The organism is Ihubacter sp. rT4E-8 (assembly GCF_049852125.1).
Classification (GTDB): domain Bacteria; phylum Bacillota; class Clostridia; order Peptostreptococcales; family Anaerovoracaceae; genus Senimuribacter.
Genome location: NZ_CP187532.1, coordinates 544,446 through 569,940 on the forward strand (window position 1 = coordinate 544,446; position 25,495 = coordinate 569,940).

Here is a 25,495-nt window from a genome sequence, read left to right on the forward strand (position 1 = left end):
TTTATATAGAAAGGGAGGAAGCAAATGAAGACAGACATGGTAAAGACGTATTCTTTGTTGGTGCAGTTTCTGTGTCACATGCTGGGGCCTAACTACGAGGTGGTTTTATATGACTGCAGTAATGAGCGACCGGTGGTGACGTCCATTGCTAACGGACATATTACTGGAAGGACCTTAGGCGGGGGATTGACCCATGCCCTTAAAGAGATTATGGAAAAAGAATTGTGGAGAACCCAGGACTGGCAACAGCATTTTCGGGAGATTTCATCGGATGGAACACTTTTGCGCAGTTCGGTACTGTTTTTGAAAAATGAACAGGGAAAATTGGAAGGATTGTTTTGTATCAGCTTTGACGACCGACGATATAAGGATTTGACAGAAAAGCTGTTTGCGTTGTGTCATCCTACGGAGTTTTCGGTACTGGATATTTCTATCGGAGACTCGTTTTCTGGGACGCCGTCTCCGATCAGACAGGAGAATGGACAGTCTGTGGTCAGCAGCGGTCTTGCGGCAATGGTTGATGAGGCGATAGCCGTGGCGCTGAATACGACGGAAATCTCGCCGGAAACGCTGAACAAAGAAGCGCGCGTGCGTGTGATACGCCTTTTGCAACAAAGTGATTTCTTTGCGAGAAAAGGCGCGATTTCTGTGGCCGCGGAGAAGCTGTATTGCTCGAAACCGAGTGTTTACAGATATATCGCAAGTATTGATTGAAAAGGAGGAAATCATGGAACGGTTTAAAAATATAGAGTCCGCCAGCGGCGCGTGGATTACGGTAGATGGAAGACAGGTACTCAGCTTTGGCGGTTGTTGTTATCTGGGATTAGCAAAGATGCCTGCTCTGTTGGAGGCAGGGGAAAGGGCGCTTGAGCAGTTTGGTATGACGGCTCCGCTTTCGCGGTATTATGGATTCTCCCAGCAGCCGGAAATAGAGGTAATAGAAGCGGCAAAGGATTTTTTTGGCACAGAGGACGCTATGTATTTTTCAACGGGATATTTATTTGGCATGATTGCGCTGAACGGCATTGCTGATCGATATGACGTGATCTTCCTGGACGAGAAAACGCACTTCAGTTTGCGTGAAGGCGCGGTGGTGACAGGTAAGCCTGTCTTTACCTTCCAGCATATGGATGCAGCGAATCTAAAAGATGTGGTGCGCAAAAATCTTCAGCCCGGGCAGATTCCGTTGGTTGCGACGGATGGTATGTTTCCGACGTTTGGAGATATTCCGCCTCTGGATGCATATCAGACAGTGTTAAAGGACTATGGGGGATGGCTGGTGGTCGATGAGTCTCATTCCTTTGGAGCGGTAGGAGGCCTGGGCGGCGGCGCAGTGGAGAAGTATGGACTGGATCGGGAACGGGTTATTGCCGGCGGTTCACTGGCTAAAGCTTTTTGCGCTTTCGGCGGAATTGCCACAGGGTCGGCGCAAGCAATTGATTCTATGCGAAACGCGTCTGCTGCAAGAGGCTCAACAGGCGGAACAGCATCCAGCCAGGCAGTGGCTGCAGCAAGTTTAAACTACGTGAAGTCTCATCCGGAAATGCTGGAAAAACTGCGTATTAACACAAAAAGACTGAAAGACGGCCTCAAAAGTCTCGGCATTTCGGTAGAGGATTCCGAATCTCCTGTATCTACTTTTACTATTGGCAACGCCGAAACCATGATCACGCTGCAGAAGGATTTATGGGAAAAGGGTATTTTTGTAGGATACACGACCTATGTGGGCGCGGGGCCTGCGGGAGCAATCCGATGTGCAGTGTTCAGCGATCATGAGCCAGAGGACATCGACCGGCTGCTGCAGGAGCTGGAAACCAGAATATGACAGCGGCTCATAAACTCATTCCATTTTAAAAGGGTACAATCATATATTGAATCAAAACGGCATAGCATTTCAAAAAAGAATAAATTTTAATAGTTTAGATATAAAACATATGAAAATATTGACTATTTAAAAATGACGTGTTATAATAAAGAAAATTCAGAAATATAATTAGGTTTAATGAATAGCTTTGATTGTATATCGGTAAATTGGGAGGAGGAGAAGTATGAGACGACTATTTTTGAAAAGTATTTTCTTGCTGATAATGCTTATTGCTGTTCTGATATGGAACTGTGGAGCGATTTTCGCCGATACGAGTGATGAATACCGGCAGAAGCAGCTGGAGCAGTCTCCGAACTACTACTCCGATGAAAATCAGAAGGAGGTTGCCGAACTGAAGCAAAGAGTCGATGAGTATTTGCTTATAAAAAAACGGCTAGAACAGTCTCCGGGATACTATACGGAGAAAAATCAGAAAGAAGTTGCCGAACTGCGGCAAAGAGTTGAGGAGTACCTGAAGAATAATGTTAGTGTGAATGCAACGAGAAGACTGCTGGAAGTGACGATGTATCAGCAGGAAAAAACATATTATTGTGGCCCGGCAACGGCCCAGATGGTAATTTACTACGGCGGATTTCATTTGTACTCTCAGGATACATTGGCCAATTATATGCAAACTAACAGGGCTGACGGCACGTATGTCTATCAGATGCGAAAGGGGATAAATAATTACTGGTCTAAAGGAAATTATAGAGAGGTAACCACCTCCGAAATGAAATTCAGCAGTAGTCTGGTATATAGCATCGATAAGGGAAGACCAGTTCCATGCCACGTAATGACGGGCCGTCTGCCAAGCTATGACGGATATTCTGTAGGTCATTATGTTCTTGCCAGGGGATATGATTCCAGCGAGAGCAGAGTATATTATATTGATCCTCATTATGATAGCGCACATTATGGAAAACACTATTGTACGTACACAAAAATGAGCAATGCGATAAATGATAACGCAGGGTATTATATTGCGGCAGAATAAGAATATCAGCGACAAAAATTACAGCTTATGCAGAGCGTATATATTCTGCGTTGGCTGTAATTTTGTTTTTGCTCAGGTGGGGTAGAAAGGAGGTTTATTGTGAAAGAAAAAAGAGTTTTGGCCGCACTGTTGATGGTGATGATATGCATTCTGCTTTTCTCATGCAAGTCAGGAGAGACGTTTAACAGCGGAAAGCAGCCAGCTCCGGAAGGAGAAGCAGTTTATGAAAGGCTTGAAATAAATGATTTGGAACATGATGAGGACAGGGTTACGCATCTGTGTTACGCCAATCGAAACACCTTGATTTTTACATCAGGCGTGAGAACAGATGCAGCTGTTGGACCTTATGTTGATACAGAATATATTGCCGTCTACGATTTAAAAGCGCAGAAGGTAAAGGACAGGATGCAGATAAAAAATGAAGAATATGTATACCATGTCATTCCGTACAGGGATGGAATCATATATTCATCATATGAACAGATTCCGGAGCATGACGCATATGAATGGTTTGTAACTTATATAAGTGACAGTGAAAGAAAGGTGCTGGACAGTGGGAAATGCACAAATTATGATCGAATTCCCCAAATAGCTTTCATTGATGAAACACCAGTATACCTATTTGAAAATACGACTGATACAGACGAATCTGCAATATCCTGTGTATGCGGAATCAAGAGGGTCAGGGGACTGGAGGCAAAAACCATATTTACAACCGGCGAAGTCAGACTACTGGAAACAACCCTCGATAGTAATGGAAAGGCATATTGCTTTTTAGCGGTGAAGAAACAGGAGTTGCTTTGCTTTGTAGGAGATATGGAAGGCATAAAGAGTAAATTTACGATAGAGGGGAGGATCGGCTCTTTTGATATGAACAGTAACTATGTAGCTGTCTCTCTTGAAAAGAGCGGATCTACAGAAGAATCAGGTAATTATCGGTTGTTAACCCTTGATTTGGAAAGCGGACAATTGAAGGAGCATGACACGAAGGAAATTTTATACCGTCTGAAAGGCGGATCAGGAAAAACCTGTGTGTGCGTTGACTGGGATTTTATTCCTTATGCGGTAAATCTGGAAAATGGTGAACTAAAGGAGCTGGGTTTTCCTACAGACAGTCGAGCCGATCCGGCCATTCGTTTTTTTCCTCTAGATGAGAATACGTATGTGGCGGAGTTTCTGTATGAAGGAGAAAATGTCTCATATTATAAAATAAAAATGAATAAATTGATATAGTTGAAGGATATATTTTGATGATTAAAAACCAAAACTCAAGGTTGAAAGCTGTTGTTTTTCGTCCTTGAGTTTTTGAATGGTTTAGTTTCTTTCATTTTTGGCGATGTACGCTCCGGCCGCAGTATTGGCTAGTGCGCCGGATTCCAGCGCGATTTTGCCGTCCACGATGACATAGTCGATGCCCACCGGCGGCAGCGCCGGATGCTCAAAGTCGGCTTTGTCCGCAATGGTGTTTTCGTCAAAGATCACCAGATCCGCGTCAAACCCCTCTTTGATTTCTCCCTTGGTTGACAGCAGCACCCGCTTTGCAGGCTGCACGGTCATTTTGCGCAGGGCGTCAATGAGAGATAATTCGTTTTTTTCACGGACATAGCGGGCGAGAACCCTTGGGAATGTACCTGCGCTTCTCGGGTGACCGCTGCCGTCTTCAAAACCGCAGTCGCTGCCGATCATGACAAAGGGCTCTTTGCAGGCGCGGATGACTTCGTCTTCGTTGAGTACAAAGGCGACAACTGGCATTTCCGGTGTTTCACGCCGCACCTTTTCAAAAATTTCTTTGGTGCAGAACTGATTTTTGTAGGCGCCGCCGGTGATGAAGATGGCTTCATAGCCTTTATCCCATTTTTCAAAGCATCCTTCATCAAAGACGGTGGTGCCGATGCTGGTGCAGAAGGCCGCGTAGGGATAACAGTCCGACGTGATATCGATGCCGCGGGCTCTGGCGTTTCGCAGACTGGCAATGGCATCCTCCATATAGCCAGTAGCGCTGCAGCTGCCGATGTGAGACATCTGCAGCGGAATGCCGCTTTGTTTGATGATGGTAATCAGCTCATCAATGGAAGCAAGACTTCCGGCGCCGTCCTCCCGGAAATGGACCGATGTGAGATAGCCGTCCTCAGAAAATACACTGAGCAGATCGATGGTTTCTTCTGTGGTGATGCCAGGGCTGTACTCCAGTCCGCAGGAAAGTCCGATGGGACCGTAAGCAAGGGATTCCCGCAGCAGCTTCTTTTGCTTTTCCAGCTGCTGTTTTGTGGAAGGCGCATAGCGATTGTCCGCGCCGGAAAGCAGGCGCAATCGGTTTTGTCCGACGAACATCAAATAGTTGACAGGACTGCCGCAGGCTTTGATATAGCGGACAAAGTCCCCAAGGTCGTTGTAGTTTTCTCCGCAGTTTCCAGCAACCGCGGTCGTAACGCCCATACGCAGCTGGCAGAGGGCGGCGAGATTGCGGTAGGGACCGCCTGTAATCAGATCCTCGTGGGAATGCATGTCGATAAAGCCGGGAGAAACCACTTTGCCGGCTGCGTCAATGGTAGTTTCTGCGTCCTCGGTCACCGTACCGATTTGGCAGATGACGCCCCGGTCGATGAGCAGGTCAGCGGTGCGCCAGGTATCGGTTTCAAAATCGGGGATTCTGGCGTTGATAATTTTTAAGTCTTTCATGGTTATTCCTCCTCGTCCAGCAGCGCGAATACTTCCGCCGCGATTTTGTGGTACAGCTCATATTTCGGAAGTCCGAGCACGTTGGTAAGCATGATGATGGAAAGGTCTTCGTCGATATATCTGGAACATCTGGAGGAGAAGCCCATGGTGCCGCCGCCGTGCCAGATTTCTCTGCGACCTTTGTTTTCGCTTTTGATGAGTCCGAAGCCGTAGGCACAGTCTTCCATATCGGTTTCGCACTGTTCGGCTAAGGCTTCTGCCAGAGTTTCCGGCTTGACCAGTTTCTGTGCGCCGCCGTACAGGTAGTGATGCCATGCCAGCATATCGTCTGCGGTCGCCTGGATATTGCCATCGGCATAACCGACCAGCGCCATGTCATAAGGCTGCTTTACATAGCTGCCGTCTTCTTCCAGATTGTAACCCTCTGCCAGGTGAGGGGCACGCCTGGAGGCGCTGTCCGGCGCGCAGGCATGCGCCATGCCTGCCGGAGCGAGGATGTTTTGTTCCAGAAATGTGCCGAAAGGCATGCCGGTAAGCTGACTGACGATGCTTCCCAGCATGACATAGCCGGAGTTGCAGTAAGAAAAACGCTCACCCGGCGCAAAGTTTAAATCTCCCAGCGACTTGATAAATTCCAGCATGTCGGCGGGGAGCGTTTCTCGATGTTCTGTGAGCCAATCCGGCGCTTCTGTATAGTCAGGGATACCGGACTGATGATTCATTAAATGTCGAATCGTAATCTGGTGGCGGTAGTCCGGAAAATCCGGGAAGAATTTAGCGATCGGTTCGTCGTAATCCAAGAGCCCTTGCTCTTTTAGCATCATAATTGCCATGCAGGTGAACTGCTTGGTGTTGGAAGCGATGGCGAACTGGTGGTCCAGGGTGACCGGGATGTTTTTCTGCAGATCAGCCATGCCGTAGGTTTTGCGGATGAGAATTTCTTCGCCGCGGGAAATGATCAGCGCCATGCCCGGCGTGTGCGAATGCATGACGGGACTGATGATCTGATCCAGACGTTCCTCCAGCAGTGTTTTGTTTATCATGGGGTAAATCCTCCTTCTTGTTCAGCGTGATTGTACGGGTTGGTTTTTGAAAAAAAAGTGAACTGGTTCATCATTAACATTGTTATACATCAAAATTGGCTGTCTGTCAATGGATTTTGAAAAAAGGATAGAAAAAAACTGCAGGCCTCATGGTCCTGCAGTGGTTTGCAATGGGTCGCATTATTTCTGAAACTTTTCTTTTCTGCCGTCTTTGTACAGACCGAAAAAGAAAAGGTCTGCCATGGCTTTGTGGATGGACGCGTTTTTGCTGGGGTTGACGTCTTTTCTACGGCAGTAGTGATAGGCGATAAATTCCAGGGAAGTATACAGATACGACGCCAGTTCTTCATCGATTCCTTCTCTGAGTTCGCCGTTTTCCAGGTCGTTCTGATAGTAGGGGTGGATGGTTTTGAAATATGTCTCCATCGCTTCCTGCTGGTTGAAAATCAAATCCTGCAGGAGCAGCGGATTGTTCAAAAGAATCTCCGCCAGGATTTCGCCGGTAGGGGTCAGATAGTCTTCCAGTTCGCTTTCTTTTTGGGAAAAGGCATAGAAAGTATCCGATGCGCTGCTGGTGTCTACTCCCTGCTTATGGGTACTGTACAGGTATAGAAACAGGTCGTTTTTATCATAAAAATATTTGTAGATGCTGCCGATGGCGATATCCGCCCGCTCTGCAATTCGCTTGACGCTGCTCTTTTCGTAGTTGTCCTTGTATTCGATAAATTCTTCTGCCGCGGCGGTTAGAATCCGCTGCTGTTTTTCCTGCGGCAGCCTGAAAAAAGTTTTCTTTGGCATAGTTTCTCCTCTCGTCTTTATGAAAACGTTGTAAATTTGTTGTATCACATTTTGGCAGTTTGTGCAAGTAGGCAGAAGAAAGTTTCTCGCATCGAACGCATGAAAACAAACTTCTATTGCAAAAGGCAGCGGTCATAAGAATCTGCACCATTTTGCGCTTAAATAATATAAATGGTGCGTTTTAAATTCGTCCATTGTCTGTATCCGCACTATTTTTAAATAAAAATAGCTAAATGGTGCAGATACAGGCGGGCATCATCCTGCAGCCGCATTGAAATTGGAAGGAGATGGTATATAAATTTACAGAAATTGCATTTAATTTCCTTTTATGGTTGAATTAATAATCTGATTCCTCCCACTGTGGCTACGACATTTCGATAAAACGCACCATACCTCTTATTTCAGAAGAATTTGGTGCACATCGAGAAATCGGAAAATAAAAATGTGCACCATTTCGGTCAAATATTGCAAAAATGGTGCATAGTCGATTCCAACCCGGCAGCGATGTGCGGTATGCATTACAGTGAAATTATAAATAGACAATTTTCTCGTGTTTGCTCTGTCATGCATACTTTTTTATTATGTAGGAAATATCGATTTTTCGATATTTCCGGAATATCAAAAAAGTCTACCGCTGAAAAAAAATTGGCGCAGCCGATTTTTTTACAACTTCCTAACACTTTTCTGCTATACTAAACCCATAAACGGAAAGTGAGGCCTTAAGGATGGCGAATATTTTGGTGGTAGAGGACGAAAAGTCCATCAATGATTTAATTGTGATGAACCTGAAACTGGCGGGACATACCTGCAGGCAGGCATTTGACGGCAGGCAGGCGCAGGCGCTTCTTAGAGAGCAGCAGCCGGATTTGGTTTTGCTGGATGTGATGCTGCCCTGCGGGGATGGCTTTTCCCTGATGGAGCAGAAGGTGTTCGGGGACAAGCCGGTCATCTTTTTGACTGCGAAAAACGGGACGACGGATAAGGTAAAGGGGCTCAATCTGGGTGCGGACGATTACATCACCAAGCCTTTTGAGGCGGTGGAATTGCTGGCGCGGGTCGGGGCTGTACTGCGGCGGACAGGCAGCGGGCAGCGGGTCTTTCAAATTGGACAGACTACCATCTGTTTAGACCGGCGCACGGCTTTGGTGGACGGAGAGCAGGCGATGCTGACCAACCGGGAATTTGAACTGCTGGAGGTGCTGATTGAAAACCGCAATCTGGCGCTGTCACGGGAGCAGCTTTTGGATCTGGCGTGGGGTTACGACTATTTTGGAGATACCCGCACGGTGGACGTCCACATTACCAAACTGCGTAAAAAACTCAATCTGGAAGACGCCATCAAAACCATCTATAAACACGGATATCGATTGGAGATATAACATGAAATTCTGGCAGAAATTATTTTTATGGACACTGATCATCTTTGTACTTGCATTTGACGCAGGCGCTTATATCCTGACGACCCATGCCTGCTCTTTTCATCAGCAGAGAGAGATGGAAAACGGTATGCGGGAGCAGAGCATCATTTTAACCTCCGTTTCCGATCGCATTGCCAATCTGAAAACGATTTACGCCGACGCTTCGGAAAACGAAGAACGGCTGGCTGCTATGCTGAAGCCGCTGACGGAGTATTATCAGCCTCAAGGGGTTTTACTGGGATTGTATGACGGTGAAAAGGCGGTTGCCGGTGAGCTGGCAGGTTTTGACAAAGACCTGCTGCGCTTGCCTGACGCAGCGCATAAGAAGACAGCAGAAGCCGTGACAGGAGGGAAGCGTTATGTCTTTGTAACCTCCAAACTGCCCGGCGATCCCCATCTGACTTTGGTTTACGCCCGGGATGTCAGTCAGATTGACGTCTTTCGGAAAGATGCCAGTCGCATTTTTGTCATCTTAAATCTGGTGGTGGTCCCGTTTATAGCGGCGGCAATTTATTTGCTCTTTCGGCATATGAACAGACCCATCGCCCAGCTGAATCAAATGACCGCGGAGATTGCAGGCGGCGCTTATGACAAACGAGTAGCCCTGCACCGAAACGACGAGTTTGGAAATTTAGAGAAAAATTTTAATCGAATGGCGGATTCTGTGGAGCAGCATATGGCGCAGCTGACCCAGGCGGCAGAGGACAGGCAGCAGTTTATCGATGATTTGACCCATGAGATGAAAACACCTATGACAGCCATTTTGGGTTATGCGGCATTTTTGCAGCAGGCAAAATGCAGTGAGGCGGAACGGGATATGGCAGTCACAAATCTTTACGATGGCGCGCTTCGGCTGAAAAATTTGTCGGACAAGCTGCTCGAACTGGCGTATCTGCGCGGAGAAAAAATCGCCATGGAGGAAGTCGATACGGCGGCGCTTTTCCGTGATGTGGAAAGTGGAACCCGGCAGGTTTTAGCGGAACGGGACATTTCCCTTACAGCACAGGCAGACATTCCTTTTGTCCGCGGCGATGCAATTCTCCTGCTGTCCATGCTGACCAATCTGGTGGAAAATGCGGCAAAAGCATCCGATGGGGGAAGCAATATTACAGTGCGGGCATTCCGGGAAAAGGGGCAGGTGTTAGAGGTACAGGATGGGGGCTGCGGCATGGCGCAAAGTGAAATTGAGAAGATTACCGAGCCTTTTTATCGTGTAGATAAATCCCGCTCTCGCCAGTTTGGCGGCGTAGGGCTGGGACTTTCCATTGTGGCGCAGATTGCGCGTCTCCATGGCGCGGAGCTTGCGATCGATTCTGCGCCGGGCAAAGGCACGCGGGTGCGGATGTATTTTACGGATTGATAACAACTTCGTAGCAGAGAGGAAACAAGGCGCTGCTATGCTGGATACAGGCAAAGGAGGAAACAACGGATGAAACAGAAAAACGGGAAAGAACTGCACCTTGCAGGATGGGCAGCTGCCGCCGCATTGGCATTCAGCTTTGTGGTGATGCCGCCCCTTCTGGCGTCTGCGCCTGTGGAGGCAGCAGTGCAGACTGTGCCCGGTAATGAGACGGCGTTATATGCAGACGACACAGCGGCAACGCCTGATATGAATGCGATTTCTGGAAAAGAGGCGACGAAGCTGGCTTTGGATGCCCTTGCAGTACAGGGATTTGATATCCAGGAATTTCAGTCGCAGCCTGTTCAGCTTCGCTATATCGCAGAGACGGCGCCTGCGGGAGAGCCGGTTTGGGCGGTAGTCTTTCGGGGGGATCGGCAAGGGTATGCTTCCGTTTTTGGTACGGAGTTGGATGACGAAACCAGAGCAAAGATTGCGGCGATAGGCGAAGTGGAGCCCTGCATGGATAAGAACGGTGTGCCCGGCATTCGGGCGTGGTACAGCTATACCTTATATACCCTTGTGGAAATCAATGCGTTCAGCGGCAAATATGTTCGTCACGGGGAATCGGTTGTGTCTCTGGGCAGTCCTCTTGTGATGGAGAAAACCAAGTGGGTGCCGACGACGGAAAAAGCCTGGGAGGCAGAGCGGCAGAAGCAGGAAATGCTGCAGAAAGAAATGGAACAGTAAAAAGGAGAAACAAAGATGATCAGTCAAAAAAGAAAAGGCGCGGGGTGCCTGTTCGCCGTGCTTCTGTTATTGTACGCTTTTACGGGGTGTCATGCCGGATCTGTCGGACTGGGTACGGAGGCGGAGAAAGCCCAAAGTACCGAGGTGGCGGAAGGACTTACGGAGGATCAGGCGCAGGTGTTGGACGTGAAACAGGAGCAGTTTGGGAAGATTGGAGAAGCGGTCAGCGGTATCGATGTGCAGAATGGAAAAACGGTGGAGGGCGCGCTGCGTTACACGGTTACGAAAGCAGATCTGTTCGACAGTTTTACAGATGCGGGACTTGACATAGAAACAGAGGATATGATCGAGGGAGAGTCGCTCCTGCAGGAGGATGGCAGCCTGTCACAGGGGGTTAAGCTGTTGGTGCTTCACGTGACGGTGCAAAATGTGCGCGCGGAGCCAACCCGAAACATCACAGCGCTGCGGATTCTCTGTGCGGAGTCTGATTTCGAAGGGAAAAAGCAAGCCAGTTTTTATGAGTTATATCCCAGCGGACCGGTCTGGTTCTCTAATCCATCGGGAAAAAGAAATGACACTGGCTGGAAAGACTATTATTACTACAATCTCTCTGTAGGGCAGAGGAAGGATTTAAAAGCTGCATGGCTCGTCGATACCAACCAGTATGATCCGAAAATGCTGTACCTGACCTTTGACTACGACGAGGATCAGAAATATATCAAACTGAACTGACAGGGGGTGAAAGAAATGTTTAAGAACACCTTAAGACTGGAGTGCAGAAAAGCAGTCTGCAATCCTTTCTTTTTTCTAGCTGTGCTCATCGGTGTGGTGATGACCTTCTTTAGCCTGATTACTATGGCGGAATCTTTTGCCCGGGATATGGCGCAGCACCGGCAGATTTCCGAGGAATTTGGTCTCAGGAATCCTCTGATGCAGATGGAAAGCCTTTTTAACCACTGGATTGGCGGAGAAGGCAGCAGCGCGGGAGCGTCCGATTATTTCTTTCTGTTCCCGCTGCTCATCTGTATACCCTACGGATGGTCTTACTGTAGCGAGCGGCGCAGCGGCTACATCAAAAACATGGTGATTCGTACGGGAAAAATGCAGTATTATCTGGCGAAATATGCGGCGCTGTTTTTGTCGGGTGGTCTTGCCATGACGCTGCCGCTACTGATCAATTTTCTTGCGGCAGCGATGATTTTTCCTGCGGTGAAGCCGGACCCGTCTTATATGACAGCATATGGCATTGGCGCGTCGTCTTTTCTGTCCATGTTGTTTTATGGAAAACCGTTTCTGTATATAGGCATGTATCTGCTGGTGGATTTTGTGTTTTGCGGACTCATTGCCTGTCTGTGTTTTGCGGTTTCAGATGTGGTAAAGAATCCCATTGCCGTGACGCTGCTGCCGTTCTTTTTTCTGCTCGGCGTTCACTACTTTTGCGATTCTTTTGTGTACAGAAAGATAGAAGTGATGTATACGGAGCTTTCCCCCATGCATTTTTTGCGTCCAATTCCTATGGTTTATGATACTAGTGGTCTTGTGATTTTTGTCTGGGGAAGCGTGTTGTTTGCGGTGACGTTCTTCACTGCGGTAATCAGGAGGGGGCGGCATGAAATTTACTAAATTGTTTTGGTTCGATCTTCGCCGCGGTTTTTTCCAAAGACCCCAGTGGTTTTTGATTCCGGTTATTGTGGCGCTGACTTCCTGTCTGACCTTGTCCGCTGGCGCAGCAGGGTTAGACGATATGGAAACCTTTCAGGTAACCGCAAGTCCGGGGTTTTGGGATTATATCATGTACCTCTATGGCGGGATGGATCGGTTTATTCCAGCGCCGGGAAATCTTTTCACTTTTCCGGTGCGCTGGATGATGGTATTTCTGCCTGCTGCCTTTTTGACCTTGCAGTATCCCTTTTCGGATCTGCAGGGACTGGGACAGCAGATTTTGATCAGAACAAAGGGAAGGATGGCATGGTGGCTGTCCAAATGCGGATGGAATCTCTGCAGTATTCTCGTTTATCACGGATTGATGTTTCTGACAGCGGCGCTGTTTTGCGCGGCGACGCAGGCGGATTTTTCCGATGGATTTCACAAAGAACTGCTCTACGTAGTCTTTCAGGTGAGAGAAGTAGGTCAGACTGCGGCGGACACGGTGTGGCAGTGTTCCATGGTGCTTTTGCCTGTGCTGGTATCCCTTTCCCTGAGCCTGCTGCAGATGAGTCTGGCGCTGGTTTTAAAACCGGTATTCAGTTTTTTTGCTGTAGCTTCTGTGATGATTTCGTCAGCATATTGCACGTCGCCCTGGCTCATCGGTAATTATGGCATGACGATTCGGTATGACACAGTGATTACGGACGGCGTTAGTATCAAAAGCGGCGTAATTTGCTGCGTGGCGGCGCTGCTTGCCGCGGTCTTTGCAGGGTGCGCGGGGTTTTTACGCTATGATATTTTGAATCGAGATTAGGAGGGAATTTGGAGTGAAAATAGAACTGAAACATGTATCGAAAACGATACGAAATCAACCGGTTGCACAGGACATTTGCGCAGAACTGGAGTCCGGCAGAATTTATGGATTTCAGGGGATCAACGGTTCTGGAAAAACCATGCTGATGCGGCTGATCTGTGGTTTGATCCGTCCGACGGAGGGAGAAATTCTCATAGACGGAAAGCGTCTTGGAAGGGATCTCACCTTTCCGGACAGTGTAGGACTGTTTTTGGAAAATCCTGCATTTCTGGACCGGTATTCAGGGATGCAGAATCTAAAAATGCTGGCGTCCATTGAGAATAACATTGGAAACGCAGAAGTCGAGGCCGCGCTGCGCGCCGTGGGGCTTGATCCTTCTGATCGGAAAAAGTACCGCAAATATTCCCTGGGCATGAAGCAGCGCCTTGGCATTGCCGCAGCTGTGATGGAACAACCGGAACTGGTCATCCTGGATGAGCCGACCAATTCTCTGGATGCAGACGGCGTACAGCTGGTCAAAGGGATTCTGGCGCAGCAAAAAGCCCGGGGCGCTCTGGTGATTATTTCCTGTCACGATCTTGCCGTCTTGCAGGAGATGTCTGATGAAATTCTGCTGCTGGAAGCGGGACGGGTAAAAGCCCATTTATATGCGCCTGCCTTTTCACAAGCCGCAAGGGAGGTGCGGTGATGCATAGAAAGATGAAAAAAATTTTGCCGGCGGCGATGCTGGTGATTTTGACCGCGCTCTGGGGCGTTCGCTTTCACGCTGTGAATCAGAATGTGGATCTGCCTGTCATACAGGTGTTTCCCAAAGGGGAGGAAGCAGCGCTGGAGCAGGATTTTTTCAACTATGCCGACGAGGAAATGGACGGTTATACGGTTACAGTGCTGGATGCAGAGATACAGACGGCAGAGAAATTTCTGCGGCAGGCAGACGCGAAGGATCAGGCGGAAAATCTGGGAGATCACACGGATTATATTTATACGGTAAAAGTGCGCATTGCCAATGAGACAAACGAATATACCGGGGAAAAGGGAATCAGTCTGGTGCAGTATGCTTTGCAGGGCACAGACTATATCCTCAGTTTTGACGATTCCAGCTTCCTGATTGCAAATCCCCATATGCCGGGCGCGTCTTTTTCCCTGCGCAAGGGAACCAGTATGGAGATGGTTCTGACCTTTGGTATCATGTCTAAAGTTACCAGCCTGGGCCATTTGGAGAAAGATTTGCCGAAACTTCTAATAAGTCAGTATCCTCATCAGAAAATGCTGGAGATTGTGTGAAAAATGGGTTGTGATTTGTAGAGATATGGAGAATCATATTAAATCACGATTTATTAAATCCTGATTTAATAAATTTAAAGCAGAGTTTGTAAAGCTATATGATCTTGCGGACATTGTGCATTTAAAGGATTGAGGTTTTGTGCGTTGAAGAAGAACAAATAGAGACATAGTTCAAAAAATGTGGGAATTCGAGATTAAATTTCGGGAAAAACGTGTATAAATAACATTGATATTTCGAGAAAAATGTGATATACTGTGATCGCACTTGGGAAAGGATGGTGACAGTCTTGAAACGCAATGCGATTGCGGATATGATAAATTGGAAAAAGGATGCGGAACGTAAGCCGCTTGTTTTGAAAGGCGCAAGACAAGTCGGCAAGACGTGGCTGATGAAAGAGTTTGGAAAGAATTACTACAAGAGTTTCGTTTATTTTAACTTCGATGAGGAAGATACGTTGAAGTCCATCTTTGAGATAAACAAGAACCCGCACCGCATCATCGAGATGCTCTCTATGATAGTCGGTGAAAAGATTCTGCCGGAAGAAACGCTGGTCATCTTTGATGAAATTCAGGAGTGCCCGGAAGCATTGAACACGCTCAAATACTTCAAGGAAAAAGCCAACGAATATCATATCATCGCCGCAGGAAGCCTTTTGGGAACGCTTTTAGCAAAGCCGAAGTCCTATCCAGTGGGCATGGTAAATCTGCTTGACATCTATCCGCTGACCTTTGACGAGTTTCTTGAGGCGTCCGATCCTGTACTTTTTTGTTACTACGACAGCATTCAGAAAGAGCAGCAAATTGAGGAAATTTTTCACAACCGGTTGCTTGAAGCATACAATAACTATCTCATCATCGGCGGTATGCCAGAATGCGTTGATTCATGGATTAAATACAAAGATCCTGCCAGAGTTCATCAGATCCAGCGCGAATTGATTGAAGTCTATGAGAGTGATTTTTCCAAACACAACGGTAAGGTCAACAGCGGACGGATTCTCATGGTGTTCCGCAGCATTGTTTCGCAGCTTGCAAAACCCAACGAGAAATTTATGTATGGCGCTGTTCGTGAAGGCGGCAGAGCGCGTGATTTCGAGGAAGCGATTGAGTGGCTGGTCTCAGCAGGGATGATTAACCGCGTGTACAATGTTTCCAAAATGGAACATCCGCTGTCCGCGTTTGACAAACTGGATCAATTCAAACTTTTTATTTTTGATACCGGGTTGCTCAAGCATATGGCAGGAATTGATAACGGTGCGATTCTTCTCAAAACAGATTATCAGTTCAAGGGACCGCTGACTGAGAATTATGTCCTGCAGCAGCTTCGCGGACAGTTTGAAATCGAACCACGCTACTATTCCAATAAAAACAGTGAGATTGATTTTGTGCTGCAAAACAGTATGGAAATCATTCCTGTTGAAATCAAAGGCGGTGAGGATAAATCTGCGCCTTCATTCAAAAGGTATATTGCAGATGCCCAGCCAAAACATGCGCTGCGTTTTTCCAAACGCGGCTATCGCAAGGATGGTGCGATCACAAATATTCCTCTCTACCTTGCCCGGAAGGTGAAAGACTTGATTTGATTGATGTTTGCCGCATTCTTTAATGCGGCGTTTTTTTATTATGTAGGAAATATCGATTTTCGATATTTCCGGAATATCAAGAAAAGCACCTTGCGAAGAGTCGCCCTGAAGCGGGCGACATGTGTGCATAGGAACTTTAGTTCCGTCACGCACACTTTTTTTATGTCATGCAGCCTGCAGCGCTGCTCTTTTTTGTTTCCGTTTTTCTGCGCATTTACGCAGGACATGGTCGCAATCGGTTCATATCGTATCAATTTTCAAAAAACAGATTGACAAGGAACAAATTTTAGTGTATAAAAAGATTATGAAAAATGTGAATCGGTTCACCGAAGAAGAACAAACAAATGAACTTATGCTCTAAGAATCAATGAGTTGGAGGAAATTATGAAACAAGTAACGAGTGCGCCCGCACTTTCCGGTGAGCAGAAGGACTTCACCTTCCGGGCGGTATTTTATGGTCTTTTGATCGGTCTTGTGCTCATGTGTGTCATGGCATACCTGGACATTGTCATGGGTATAGACACCAATGTGGCAACGATCGCGTCTATGATCGGAATCTTGGTGGTACCGACCATCGGCGGTTTGACCAACTGACGGGAGATTAACCTGATGCAGAGCTGTGCGACAGCGACTATCTTTGCAGCATTTTCCGTCTACGATAACATTACAGCCATGTTTATGATGGGCGAGGAAGTCAGTTTGCTGCCGGTCTTCGTGCTGCTGATTTTGACCGACGCTATGGGGATCTGCTTTGTATCCCTTTTGCGGGACCAGTATGTCAACGATCCGAACCTGCCGTTTCCAGGCGCTGTCATGTGCACTACGGCGCTGGAACAGATTGATAAGAAAGACAATTCTTCTACAAAAATTCTGCTGATTGCGACGGCTCTCGGCTTTGCGCTGTCCATGCTGCAAAATTTCCAGATTATCCCGATGATTATCAGCGTGATCGTAGGCGGCATCGCGGGTATGTTCCTGTTCTACGCGATTTTAAAAACCTTCGGACTGGATGACGACTTGTTCACCTATCCGGTTGCGAATATGTATCACTCTGTCATTTCGGGTGTTACCGAGGGAAGCGCCAGCGGTTTCTTTAATCCGATGCGTTTCGGTCTTGGCGCAGCCATCGGCACGGTGCTCAGTTTTATCGGTCTTCCGGCAGGGGGAATTGCTATTGCTATGTATCTGCCGCCGAGAAATGTGATGGGTCTTGCTCTGGGCGGCGTTATTCGCTGGATCATTGAAAAGAAAAAGGGTGAAGAGGTTGCAGAAAAGTACAACAATGCAGCGACCGGTATTATCATCGGCGATGCAATCGTCACTATCAGCATGATCGGCATCTCGCTGGCAAGTGCGTAAAGGGGACTGCTATGTTTGACATTTTGATCAAAAACGGGCTGATCTGTGACGGGACAGGCGCGTCTTCTTACGAGGCGAATCTCGGTATTACAGGTGATAGAATTACATATATTGGGAAAGAGTATGGCGCTGATGCCAAGGCGGCGGTGACGGTCATCGACGCCGCGGGCAAGGTGATTACCCCTGGTTTTATAGATACGCACACCCATGCGGATCTGTCGATGATGATAGAGCTTGCCATGGAGCCTTTTGTGAAACAGGGCGTTACGACGGTGATTACGGGCAACTGCGGTTACAGTATGGCGCCCCAGGGAGATGAAATCTTTTACTTTCCCAGCACCAATCAGACCTTTCAGGAACTGGCAGGGGCTGACCCGGCAGATCAGATGCCGCTGCTTTATCCGCGGGAAAAGGCGCAGACCGCCTTTGAAACCCTTTACGGTGTAGAACCCGATTGGAGGACCTTCGCAGAATACAGCAAGCGGTGTGATAGCATGGCGCTGGGCTGCAATGCAGCGCCTCTTGTGGGCTACAGTGCAGTGCGGACTGCGGTCATGGGACAGGATTGCCTGCGGGAAGACACGAATATGGTGGCGGATTTCATCGCGCCGGTTCTGGGCGAGTCGGTGGACATTTTCTGCCAATATGATTATGCGATGCCGTGTTCGGACGGATTCGGTTATGCAAAGGAAACCAATCTGACGGGAAAGGACGAATTTCCTGCATATCCTAACAGCATGAACATCGGACTGATGCCGCGGTATTTAACCCGGTACGGCAAGGACGATTTTGAACAGGCAGTGAGGAGAGCCAGCGGTTTTCCGGCACAGCGGTTTGGCATTCAGGATCGGGGCGTGTTGAAAGAGGGATATTATGCTGATCTCGTAGTGCTGGACAGAGAAAATCTGCACAGCTTTGATGAAGAAGAAAATCCGCTGCAGGATCCTTGCGGCATCGACTATGTGTTTGTCAACGGCAAAGCAGCGCTGACGCCGGACGGACTGACCGGCGCCGGAACAGGCAGAATGCTGCGGAAATAAAAGAAGATATGAAAAAGCGCCTGCGGAATCGTAGTGATACGAAAAGCCGGGGCGCTTTTGGATTATTCAGGTTCAATTTGGCTATACAGGTATGCATTGAGAATATTTCCCGGCGCATCGTAGTAGAAGCTGCTGTTGTAATCGTCGATTTTGTCACTGACAAAAGAATTGTAAGCAGCAAATAAAGCATCAATGATATCCAGTTTCTTTTCCCTGCTGATTCCCAGAATCAAACGTTTATAGACTTTGCCGATATCCCAGTGGCTGGGAACTGCATAGCGGGCGGTAGAAATGTTATCGAAGGCGCCTTTTGTCAGACCGGATTCTGCGATAAAATCTTCGCTGACGCGTTCGATGCTGTCACTGTGATAAACATCAGCCAGGTCATAGATTTTTTGAATGCGCGCTTTGCCAAGGGTGTTGACAACATCAGCACGTTTGTTGCAGGTTTTTCGCGCAATATAATCGATCAGACTGCAGGTGAAGAACAGATCATTTTCTTTTTTTTCTTCTCTTCCAATCATGCCTTTGATACCTCCTCACTTGTTACATAGGTGAGACATTTCAGCGCCGCCGGTGTGCAGAAATTGATTTGATGGGTAGGATATTTGAATTGGGCGAGGCTCCAGAACTGATCACGGGTGATAATGCCGTCAATGTAATCTGCAATAAAGTTATAAATCTGGTCATTTGCCATTGCACCGATAACAATATCGTAATTGTGGGCGACATGGTTTCGGCAGTCGATGATAAAATCCAGCCATTCTTCTGTCATTTCCCGAAATTCCAGGATGTTCAATTCCGTATTGAGACGAACAGTGTAAGAAGATACTACGGGTGTTTGATATCGCTTTGCCCAGCGTTCCGCCTGTTCTCTGATTATCGTACAATAAAAACCGGGACCGAAATCCTTAGTGTTGCGTCCTATGATGATTTCAGGTGCTTGAATCGCAGTATATCCGCCATGATATACAGTCATTTTTCCCATGCAGCTGTCCTCCCTGTTTTTTTGCTTTCTTTTATCTTACATGAAACGGCAGGAATTATCAAGCAGGAACAGAAATTTGGTTTTGTGCCTGCCGTGATTCTACGGGAAAATTTTATTGTGATTTTCCCATTTTTCACGTATACTATAGGTATGAGGAGGCGATGAGTGATGGAGCAGAAGAAAATTCCGATTGGATATGAAGACTTTAAAACATTCAAAGAAGAAAACTTGTATCTGGTGGATAAAACCCTGATGATACAGGAAATTTTGGATGCCGGAGCGCAGACCAGCTTAATCACAAGACCGCGCCGGTTCGGAAAAACCCTGAACCTATCCATGCTTCGCCGCTTTTTTGAAGATGAAAGAACTTCTGATGGAAGAAAAATAGATAACCGCTATCTTTTTGACGGACTTGCTATCATGGAGACAGGCGAAAGATATCTGTCGCACATGGGGCAGTATCCGATTGTCAGCCTGTCGCTGAAATCAGCTAAGCAGCCAACCTTTGCGATGGCTCATGCGAGTCTTGTAGATGACATCATCAAAGAGTTTGAGCGGCATGCTTATGTCCTTTTAGGTGAGATGACGCAGAGAGACAGAGAACAATTTACTGCCATAATGAATGGCAAAGCAGAAGACATTGTCTATGCGAAAGCGCTGAAATTTCTTTCCGAGTGCTTGTATAAGTACCACGGCAAAGAAACAATCATTTTGATTGACGAATACGACGTACCGCTGGAAAACGCATATTTCCAGGGCTTTTATGATGAAATGATCGGCTTCATCCGTTCCCTCTTTGAATCTGCCCTGAAAACCAACCCATACCTGAAACTGGGCGTGGTGACGGGATGTCTGAGGATTAGCAAAGAAAGTATCTTCACCGGACTGAACAATTTGGAGATTCATTCTGTCATCAGTCCAAATTACAGCAGATATTTCGGCTTCACTGAAGCAGAGGTAAAGACCATGCTGGAGTATTACGACCTTTCAGAACGATACGAAGAAGCAAAATCCTGGTACGACGGATATCTCTTTGGAAATACAGAAATCTACAACCCGTGGAGCATCCTGCACTATACGAAAAGCGTACAGTCGGGCGCACAGATTGCGACAAAGCCGTATTGGTCCAATACCTCCGGCAACGATATCGTAAAATCCATGATTGAAGATGCAGATGATGTTACCCGCGAAGAATTGGAAACTCTCATGGATGGCGGAACCATTGAGAAACCAGTGCATGAAGAAATCACCTATGGTGATATTCATGCGTCCAGAGATAATCTGTGGAACTTCCTGTTCTTTACAGGCTATCTGAAAATGAAAAGTCAGCGAATTGAAAACCGAGATATCTATATCCAAATGGCGATACCGAATGAGGAGATTGCGGCTATTTACGAGCACAGCATCAAAGAGTGGTTCGATAAAAAGGTGGAAGACCTTGACAAAAGTCCACTTATTAAAGCTCTAGAAGAAGGCGACTGCGAGGCAGCGGAGCATTTTATCAATGAACAGCTGATGGATACGATTAGTTATTTTGATTACGCGGAGAGTTACTATCATGGCTTTCTCAGCGGCCTTTTGAAAAATACAGGACGCTACGTAGTGCTTTCCAACCGGGAGAGCGGAAACGGCAGACCAGATTTGATTTTGAAAGAAAAGAAATTCATGGGGAAGGCCATTATTATAGAACTAAAAGCGGCAGAAAGCTTTGCGGAGATGGAAGCAAAATGCAAAGAAGCGCTGCGGCAAATAGAGAAACAGGACTATGCGGCGCCGCTTGCTGCAGACGGCTACAGACCGATTCTAAAGTACGGTATTGCGCTTTATAAGAAAGGGTGCATAATCAAAAAGGATGAATGCATATAGCCTGATGTTACTTCGCGGGGCGGTTTCGAAACTCTCTCGGCGTGATACCGTGAACCTGTCTGAATACATTTGTAAAGTATCCAGGAGAAGAAAAGCCGGCAGCCATGGCGATTTCGGTAACAGAAAGATTGGTATTAAGCAGCATATCCTCGCCGTGACGGATGCGCAGTCTGTTGAGGTAAGCGGTAAACGTAAGACCGGTTTCCTGTTTGAACAGCGTGGAAAGATAGGTCGGATTGACATGGACCATATCGGCGGCTTTCTGCAGCGTGATGTCGTCGCTGTAGTGCACGTTCAGGTGCAGGATTAGTTTTTTGATGACAGGGGAAGAACCGGCGTAGAACCGGTCTGCGGCAGTATCCGCCAAAGCGGCGATGAGGGTCTTACCGATCTGCATCAGCTCGCGCAGAGTTTTCGCCTCGTTGATTTTTTCCAGGGCATAAAGATTTTCATAATTGCGCTGCCAGGTGTCGTCATGCTGCAGAAGGTGGGTGATAAAGGCAATCAGGCGGAGTTTTGTGATGGAAAGATTGCCGCCTTCGAATACCATAATGTCTTCGATATATTTGGAAAACTGCTTTTGACAGGCGTCGTGACTGCCGGATTTGATCAGAGACGTTAAAAGTTCCTCCGAGGCGTGGGGATATTCCAGTGTCAGCTGCTCCTTTTTCATCTGCTGCAGCCTGCTGCTGATACCGCTTTGCTCCTGATTCCGCTGCGCTCTGAGATCTTCTTCGCGGGAAAAGGAAATGGCGCCGGTGACGGAGTTTTGAAACAGCGTCGACAGGTAGGCGATTTCTCTGGGGGTGTAAAGGGTCATCTTTCGCAGCAGGGTCATCAGACAGGTATAATCCATGGTTTCTGCAGGGGTTTTACGGAAAAAAGCGCCGATCATTTTTTCCATATCGTTTCCCATGGCAATGGGGCCTGCCATCAGAAAACCATATTCTTTTCCACTTGCTATCAGCGCGAAGCAAAGGTGAATCAATCCGGCTTCACACATGAAAATATATGCGTCGGGCAAGGAAAGGGAAATATTCATCGAAGCAAGGAGGTTACGCGTGCAGGGCGTACCCTTTTTTTCATATTCTAAATTGGCGTTGCAGAGCCGTTCCTCCGGCAAAGTGGACCAGCAATAGCGTCCCTCTGTGTCGAAGTAGGAGACCGGAATCTTTGTGATCTGAGAAAAAGCAGTCAGAGAGTCTTCCAGATGGAGGACGCTGCGGTTTTGCTTCGAATCGCTGAAAATGAGAAATTCATGTAAATGGTTCATCATGGCACCTGAAAAAAATATAAATAATATATAAAAAAATTAGCTTTAATGAGGATTTGTTCTATAAATTTTAATAGAATGCATGGAAAAAGTCAATAAAACTTATAAATTTATCGAATAAAATCGATAGGAAAAAGTGGATGCGGGCGGTAGGATAAATGTAACAGACGAATCACATTGCGAGGAGGTAGACTCTATGAATTCTATTGAAAGAGTGACAATGGCACTAAACCATCAGGAACCGGACAGAGTTCCAGTATATCCGTTAATCAACAGCGTATCCATGCAGACCATGGGAATCAACTACGAAGAATGGTCCAAAGACGTTGACAAGTGTGCGGAATGTATCATCAGAGCCACGGATGAAATCGGCGTAGACTGTATCTGCACTTTGATCGACCTTTCCGTAGAAGCGGCTGACTGGGGGCAGAAAGTCGTATTCAGCCCGATCAATGCGGCACATCCTGATATGGACGACAGACTGATTAAGTCTGCGGACGACTATGATATGATCGAGGTATTAGATCCGACGAAAACGCCGAGAATGAGCGAACACATTGAACTCGCTAGAAAGCTTTACGAAGCAAGAGGACAGGAAAAACCAATCGTTGGCTTTGTATTTGGACCGCTGGGCGTACTGAGCATGATGAGAGGGCAGGAGCAGATGTTCTACGACATGATCAAATGCCCGGACAAGATGAACCAGGCGCTGAAAAATGTAACGGAAACATTGAAAAGATTTTCGCTTGAACTGATAAAAGCAGGCTGTCACGCGATCATGTTTGACACCTTATATTCTTCTAAGACAATCTTAAGCCCTAAAATGTGGGATAAGGTAGAAGGTCCTCTGGTACAGGAACTGGCGGAAGCCGTCAGAGAAGCAGGCGCTATGGTTATGGTACATAACTGCGGCGAGGGTCTGTATATGAGACAGCAGATTGAAAGAATGCACCCGGTAGCGTTCTCGCTGGATCACTTCCCGCCTGATTGCACCACTATGGAAGAAATGAAGGAAAAGTACGGGGCCGAAACAACATTCATCGGTATGATTGAGCCGGGCGATTTGCTGGCTTCCAGTGAAGACCAGATCAGGGAAGAATGCAGAAGGCAGATCGACGCGCTGGGAAAAGGCGGCGGTTTCATCCTGGCAACAGGCTGTGAATATCCGTCCGCACTTAACTTCGATATGGCGAAGCTGATCGTGAAAGAAGCAGAAACCTACGGAAAATACGATAAATAAGAATCAAAATTTAATTTGGAGCGCTGCGGCGCTCCTTTTTGTTTTTGGTTAAAAAAGTACAATAACAGTTTAATTTTGTGTATTGCTATTGTAATTTTGAAAAAATACAATAAATAAAAGGAGAAAAAGTCATGAAACTGTACGAGAATTTGCTGAAAATTGATGCGGGACAGGTCACTTATATGCCGTTCCATTTGAGCGAAAATTTGAGGCTGCTCTATGTGCTTTGCGGCAGTGTCAGCTGCAGATGGGTTGCTGGGGTACATACGCTGTCCGCGGGACAGATTGAAATTGTCAATATTGAAGAACCTTTCTGTATTGAACAGTGCAGTGAAGACAATTTGATTTTATTCTTTGAAATCCAAAGGGAAAAAGCGGTGGAGTACTGTAATCTCATAGAGACTGGAATGTACAACTGTAATACCACGCTTTTTTACGACTCGACTACAGGCAGTAAGGCGCAGGCGATGTTGAAGGATAAGCTGCAGATGCTGTACGGTGACTGCCTGGCACAGAGAGATCGCGCCGTTATAGAACAGTGGGTTTGCGATATTGTCAATTTTATTGTAGATAATTGTCATGATCTTTTGAACATGCTCAACGTCAAGCGGGGAACTGACCCGCGGGCGGAACGTTTTTTGCGCATCTGTACCTATATGTATAATCACTGCGATGAGAAAATTAATCTAAAGCAGCTGGCCGACGGTGAATATGTCAGTCAGCAGTATTTGTCTAAAGAGTTTAATGAGCGGTTAAATATGAATTTTAAGGATACGCTGGCATATTACCGCATCATTCAGTCTGTGCGGTATCTGATTCAGGGACGGAAGAATGTTACCATGATTTCCGAGCTCTGCGGATTTTCAGCGCCGCGGTATTTCTATAAGCATTTTGCCATGTATCTGAAATGTACACCGGCGGAATTTCGAAATCAATATCTTTCCCAAAGCGCGCAGTTCAGAAAGATTGACGCGGAGGACACGTGCATACAGGAGCGGCTGCTGCATTTTCAAACGGTACGGACGCAGAAAGACGGAAATGCGGCACACGAGATTCCCTTTCCGGTGATCGAGCGACGGCATCTGCAGTTCAATAAGCGAAAAGTGTCCCGGACACTGGTTTTGTCCCTGACGGAATTTGTTAAGCAGCGACTGCCAGAAGGGGTAGAGGTCATGCGGATTTCCAGCAGTGCAATGCGCAGTCAAATCACGGCGCTGCTGAGACAAAGCAATCCTTTACAGGAAGAGGGCAACGTTCCGCCTGTCATACTGGTCTTTTATACCGAAATACAGAGGATAGAAGCAGGCTGCAGAGAACTTGCGAAGAAAACAGGCGAAACCGGAATCAGCGCCCATATGATGTGCCAGCTTGCGGAAACCAGCGGTCTTTGCTGCCAGTTGGACTTCAGTATTCTGTCATTTGAAGAAGATGCCTGCAGAATTCTCGGCATGGATCATCGATTTCAGCCGCTGCTGACGGTCATGATTGGCTATAAGATATGAGTTCATCAGCCGGAAGA

25 protein-coding genes are annotated in these 25,495 nt (G+C 47.1%); 19 read left to right on the forward strand and 6 right to left on the reverse strand.

Annotation, left to right across the window (positions count from 1 at the left end):
* The first annotated feature begins 24 nt into the window (after positions 1–24).
* From ACPW7J_RS02710 to ACPW7J_RS02725, 4 genes are all read left to right on the forward strand, one after another.
* Complete coding sequence (locus ACPW7J_RS02710; RefSeq protein ID WP_161873576.1) at positions 25–714, forward strand: transcriptional regulator; 690 nt, start codon at positions 25–27, stop codon at positions 712–714.
* Between the two features lie 13 nt (positions 715–727).
* Positions 728–1,825: an aminotransferase class I/II-fold pyridoxal phosphate-dependent enzyme gene (locus ACPW7J_RS02715; protein WP_425756390.1), complete on the forward strand. Its 1,098-nt coding sequence runs from the start codon at positions 728–730 to the stop codon at positions 1,823–1,825.
* 223 nt (positions 1,826–2,048) lie between these two features.
* On the forward strand, positions 2,049–2,858 hold the full coding sequence (locus tag ACPW7J_RS02720; RefSeq protein WP_425756392.1) for a C39 family peptidase: 810 nt from the start codon (positions 2,049–2,051) through the stop codon (positions 2,856–2,858).
* 99 nt (positions 2,859–2,957) lie between these two features.
* Positions 2,958–4,091: a hypothetical protein gene (locus tag ACPW7J_RS02725; RefSeq protein ID WP_424959304.1), complete on the forward strand. Its 1,134-nt coding sequence runs from the start codon at positions 2,958–2,960 to the stop codon at positions 4,089–4,091.
* An 81-nt stretch (positions 4,092–4,172) separates the two neighbouring features.
* Here the strand turns inward: ACPW7J_RS02725 and ACPW7J_RS02730 are convergent, their stop codons facing one another.
* From ACPW7J_RS02730 to ACPW7J_RS02740, 3 genes are all read right to left on the reverse strand, one after another.
* Positions 4,173–5,537 (reverse strand): N-acyl-D-amino-acid deacylase family protein, encoded by a 1,365-nt coding sequence (locus tag ACPW7J_RS02730; RefSeq protein ID WP_425756393.1) that lies wholly within the window; start codon positions 5,535–5,537, stop codon positions 4,173–4,175.
* A 2-nt stretch (positions 5,538–5,539) separates the two neighbouring features.
* Positions 5,540–6,580 (reverse strand): serine hydrolase domain-containing protein, encoded by a 1,041-nt coding sequence (locus tag ACPW7J_RS02735; RefSeq protein WP_425756395.1) that lies wholly within the window; start codon positions 6,578–6,580, stop codon positions 5,540–5,542.
* Between the two features lie 180 nt (positions 6,581–6,760).
* Positions 6,761–7,378 (reverse strand): TetR/AcrR family transcriptional regulator, encoded by a 618-nt coding sequence (locus ACPW7J_RS02740; protein WP_425756397.1) that lies wholly within the window; start codon positions 7,376–7,378, stop codon positions 6,761–6,763.
* Between the two features lie 725 nt (positions 7,379–8,103).
* On the opposite strand from ACPW7J_RS02740, the gene ACPW7J_RS02745 reads away from it, so the two are divergent.
* From ACPW7J_RS02745 to ACPW7J_RS02800, 12 genes are all read left to right on the forward strand, one after another.
* Positions 8,104–8,757 (forward strand): response regulator transcription factor, encoded by a 654-nt coding sequence (locus ACPW7J_RS02745; protein WP_425756399.1) that lies wholly within the window; start codon positions 8,104–8,106, stop codon positions 8,755–8,757.
* 1 nt (position 8,758) lies between these two features.
* The gene (locus ACPW7J_RS02750) at positions 8,759–10,156 is read left to right on the forward strand and encodes a sensor histidine kinase (RefSeq protein ID WP_425756401.1); all 1,398 of its coding nucleotides are present in this window, start codon (positions 8,759–8,761) and stop codon (positions 10,154–10,156) included.
* Between the two features lie 69 nt (positions 10,157–10,225).
* Positions 10,226–10,885 (forward strand): hypothetical protein, encoded by a 660-nt coding sequence (locus tag ACPW7J_RS02755; RefSeq protein WP_425756402.1) that lies wholly within the window; start codon positions 10,226–10,228, stop codon positions 10,883–10,885.
* A gap of 15 nt (positions 10,886–10,900) precedes the next feature.
* Positions 10,901–11,617: a DUF5027 family lipoprotein gene (locus ACPW7J_RS02760; protein ID WP_425756404.1), complete on the forward strand. Its 717-nt coding sequence runs from the start codon at positions 10,901–10,903 to the stop codon at positions 11,615–11,617.
* A 15-nt stretch (positions 11,618–11,632) separates the two neighbouring features.
* Positions 11,633–12,508, forward strand: a complete 876-nt coding sequence (locus tag ACPW7J_RS02765; RefSeq protein WP_425756405.1) for a hypothetical protein — start codon at positions 11,633–11,635, stop codon at positions 12,506–12,508.
* Positions 12,495–13,346, forward strand: coding sequence for a hypothetical protein (locus ACPW7J_RS02770; protein ID WP_425756406.1), 852 nt, complete (start codon positions 12,495–12,497; stop codon positions 13,344–13,346). Before ACPW7J_RS02765 ends, ACPW7J_RS02770 begins: the two co-directional genes overlap by 14 nt.
* 13 nt (positions 13,347–13,359) lie before the next feature.
* Positions 13,360–14,034, forward strand: a complete 675-nt coding sequence (locus tag ACPW7J_RS02775; protein WP_425756408.1) for an ABC transporter ATP-binding protein — start codon at positions 13,360–13,362, stop codon at positions 14,032–14,034.
* The gene (locus tag ACPW7J_RS02780; protein ID WP_425756409.1) at positions 14,034–14,630 is read left to right on the forward strand and encodes a DUF5028 domain-containing protein; all 597 of its coding nucleotides are present in this window, start codon (positions 14,034–14,036) and stop codon (positions 14,628–14,630) included. Before ACPW7J_RS02775 ends, ACPW7J_RS02780 begins: the two co-directional genes overlap by 1 nt.
* 287 nt (positions 14,631–14,917) lie before the next feature.
* The gene (locus tag ACPW7J_RS02785) at positions 14,918–16,210 is read left to right on the forward strand and encodes an ATP-binding protein (protein ID WP_425756411.1); all 1,293 of its coding nucleotides are present in this window, start codon (positions 14,918–14,920) and stop codon (positions 16,208–16,210) included.
* Between the two features lie 384 nt (positions 16,211–16,594).
* Positions 16,595–16,804, forward strand: a complete 210-nt coding sequence (locus tag ACPW7J_RS02790) for a hypothetical protein (RefSeq protein WP_425756412.1) — start codon at positions 16,595–16,597, stop codon at positions 16,802–16,804.
* Positions 16,805–16,819: 15 nt separating this feature from the next.
* Complete coding sequence (locus ACPW7J_RS02795; protein ID WP_425756414.1) at positions 16,820–17,569, forward strand: OPT/YSL family transporter; 750 nt, start codon at positions 16,820–16,822, stop codon at positions 17,567–17,569.
* Between the two features lie 11 nt (positions 17,570–17,580).
* Positions 17,581–18,609 carry an amidohydrolase family protein gene (locus ACPW7J_RS02800; RefSeq protein WP_425756416.1) on the forward strand — a complete coding sequence of 343 codons (1,029 nt, stop codon included), beginning with the start codon at positions 17,581–17,583 and terminating at the stop codon, positions 18,607–18,609.
* Positions 18,610–18,671: 62 nt separating this feature from the next.
* On the opposite strand, the gene ACPW7J_RS02805 is transcribed toward ACPW7J_RS02800, so the two are convergent.
* Both ACPW7J_RS02805 and ACPW7J_RS02810 read right to left on the reverse strand, forming a co-directional pair.
* Complete coding sequence (locus ACPW7J_RS02805) at positions 18,672–19,133, reverse strand: hypothetical protein (protein ID WP_425756418.1); 462 nt, start codon at positions 19,131–19,133, stop codon at positions 18,672–18,674.
* Positions 19,130–19,597, reverse strand: coding sequence for a DUF3990 domain-containing protein (locus ACPW7J_RS02810; protein ID WP_425756419.1), 468 nt, complete (start codon positions 19,595–19,597; stop codon positions 19,130–19,132). Before ACPW7J_RS02810 ends, ACPW7J_RS02805 begins: the two co-directional genes overlap by 4 nt.
* A gap of 168 nt (positions 19,598–19,765) precedes the next feature.
* Here ACPW7J_RS02810 and ACPW7J_RS02815 point away from each other — a divergent pair, with 168 nt between their 5' ends.
* Positions 19,766–21,463: an AAA family ATPase gene (locus tag ACPW7J_RS02815; protein WP_425756420.1), complete on the forward strand. Its 1,698-nt coding sequence runs from the start codon at positions 19,766–19,768 to the stop codon at positions 21,461–21,463.
* Positions 21,464–21,470: 7 nt separating this feature from the next.
* On the opposite strand, the gene ACPW7J_RS02820 is transcribed toward ACPW7J_RS02815, so the two are convergent.
* A complete protein-coding gene (locus ACPW7J_RS02820) occupies positions 21,471–22,739 on the reverse strand; it encodes a helix-turn-helix domain-containing protein (RefSeq protein ID WP_425756422.1) in 1,269 nt (422 codons plus the stop codon).
* 193 nt (positions 22,740–22,932) lie between these two features.
* Here ACPW7J_RS02820 and ACPW7J_RS02825 point away from each other — a divergent pair, with 193 nt between their 5' ends.
* Both ACPW7J_RS02825 and ACPW7J_RS02830 read left to right on the forward strand, forming a co-directional pair.
* Entirely contained in the window at positions 22,933–23,976 is a 1,044-nt protein-coding gene (locus ACPW7J_RS02825; protein WP_424959310.1) for a uroporphyrinogen decarboxylase family protein, read from the forward strand.
* A 131-nt stretch (positions 23,977–24,107) separates the two neighbouring features.
* Positions 24,108–25,478 carry a helix-turn-helix transcriptional regulator gene (locus ACPW7J_RS02830; protein WP_425756424.1) on the forward strand — a complete coding sequence of 457 codons (1,371 nt, stop codon included), beginning with the start codon at positions 24,108–24,110 and terminating at the stop codon, positions 25,476–25,478.
* Positions 25,479–25,495 lie beyond the last annotated feature (17 nt).

Bases quoted from the DNA above. Each gene is read 5' to 3' on its own strand.
- ACPW7J_RS02710 (WP_161873576.1), top strand. From the start codon at position 25: ATGAAGACAGACATGGTAAAGACGTATTCTTTGTTGGTGCAGTTTCTG.
- ACPW7J_RS02715 (WP_425756390.1), top strand. From the start codon at position 728: ATGGAACGGTTTAAAAATATAGAGTCCGCCAGCGGCGCGTGGATTACG.
- ACPW7J_RS02720 (WP_425756392.1), top strand. From the start codon at position 2,049: ATGAGACGACTATTTTTGAAAAGTATTTTCTTGCTGATAATGCTTATT.
- ACPW7J_RS02730 (WP_425756393.1), bottom strand. From the start codon at position 5,537: ATGAAAGACTTAAAAATTATCAACGCCAGAATCCCCGATTTTGAAACC.
- ACPW7J_RS02735 (WP_425756395.1), bottom strand. From the start codon at position 6,580: ATGATAAACAAAACACTGCTGGAGGAACGTCTGGATCAGATCATCAGT.
- ACPW7J_RS02740 (WP_425756397.1), bottom strand. From the start codon at position 7,378: ATGCCAAAGAAAACTTTTTTCAGGCTGCCGCAGGAAAAACAGCAGCGG.
- ACPW7J_RS02745 (WP_425756399.1), top strand. From the start codon at position 8,104: ATGGCGAATATTTTGGTGGTAGAGGACGAAAAGTCCATCAATGATTTA.
- ACPW7J_RS02750 (WP_425756401.1), top strand. From the start codon at position 8,759: ATGAAATTCTGGCAGAAATTATTTTTATGGACACTGATCATCTTTGTA.
- ACPW7J_RS02755 (WP_425756402.1), top strand. From the start codon at position 10,226: ATGAAACAGAAAAACGGGAAAGAACTGCACCTTGCAGGATGGGCAGCT.
- ACPW7J_RS02760 (WP_425756404.1), top strand. From the start codon at position 10,901: ATGATCAGTCAAAAAAGAAAAGGCGCGGGGTGCCTGTTCGCCGTGCTT.
- ACPW7J_RS02765 (WP_425756405.1), top strand. From the start codon at position 11,633: ATGTTTAAGAACACCTTAAGACTGGAGTGCAGAAAAGCAGTCTGCAAT.
- ACPW7J_RS02770 (WP_425756406.1), top strand. From the start codon at position 12,495: ATGAAATTTACTAAATTGTTTTGGTTCGATCTTCGCCGCGGTTTTTTC.
- ACPW7J_RS02780 (WP_425756409.1), top strand. From the start codon at position 14,034: ATGCATAGAAAGATGAAAAAAATTTTGCCGGCGGCGATGCTGGTGATT.
- ACPW7J_RS02790 (WP_425756412.1), top strand. From the start codon at position 16,595: ATGAAACAAGTAACGAGTGCGCCCGCACTTTCCGGTGAGCAGAAGGAC.
- ACPW7J_RS02795 (WP_425756414.1), top strand. From the start codon at position 16,820: ATGCAGAGCTGTGCGACAGCGACTATCTTTGCAGCATTTTCCGTCTAC.
- ACPW7J_RS02800 (WP_425756416.1), top strand. From the start codon at position 17,581: ATGTTTGACATTTTGATCAAAAACGGGCTGATCTGTGACGGGACAGGC.
- ACPW7J_RS02805 (WP_425756418.1), bottom strand. From the start codon at position 19,133: ATGATTGGAAGAGAAGAAAAAAAAGAAAATGATCTGTTCTTCACCTGC.
- ACPW7J_RS02810 (WP_425756419.1), bottom strand. From the start codon at position 19,597: ATGGGAAAAATGACTGTATATCATGGCGGATATACTGCGATTCAAGCA.
- ACPW7J_RS02815 (WP_425756420.1), top strand. From the start codon at position 19,766: ATGGAGCAGAAGAAAATTCCGATTGGATATGAAGACTTTAAAACATTC.
- ACPW7J_RS02820 (WP_425756422.1), bottom strand. From the start codon at position 22,739: ATGATGAACCATTTACATGAATTTCTCATTTTCAGCGATTCGAAGCAA.
- ACPW7J_RS02825 (WP_424959310.1), top strand. From the start codon at position 22,933: ATGAATTCTATTGAAAGAGTGACAATGGCACTAAACCATCAGGAACCG.
- ACPW7J_RS02830 (WP_425756424.1), top strand. From the start codon at position 24,108: ATGAAACTGTACGAGAATTTGCTGAAAATTGATGCGGGACAGGTCACT.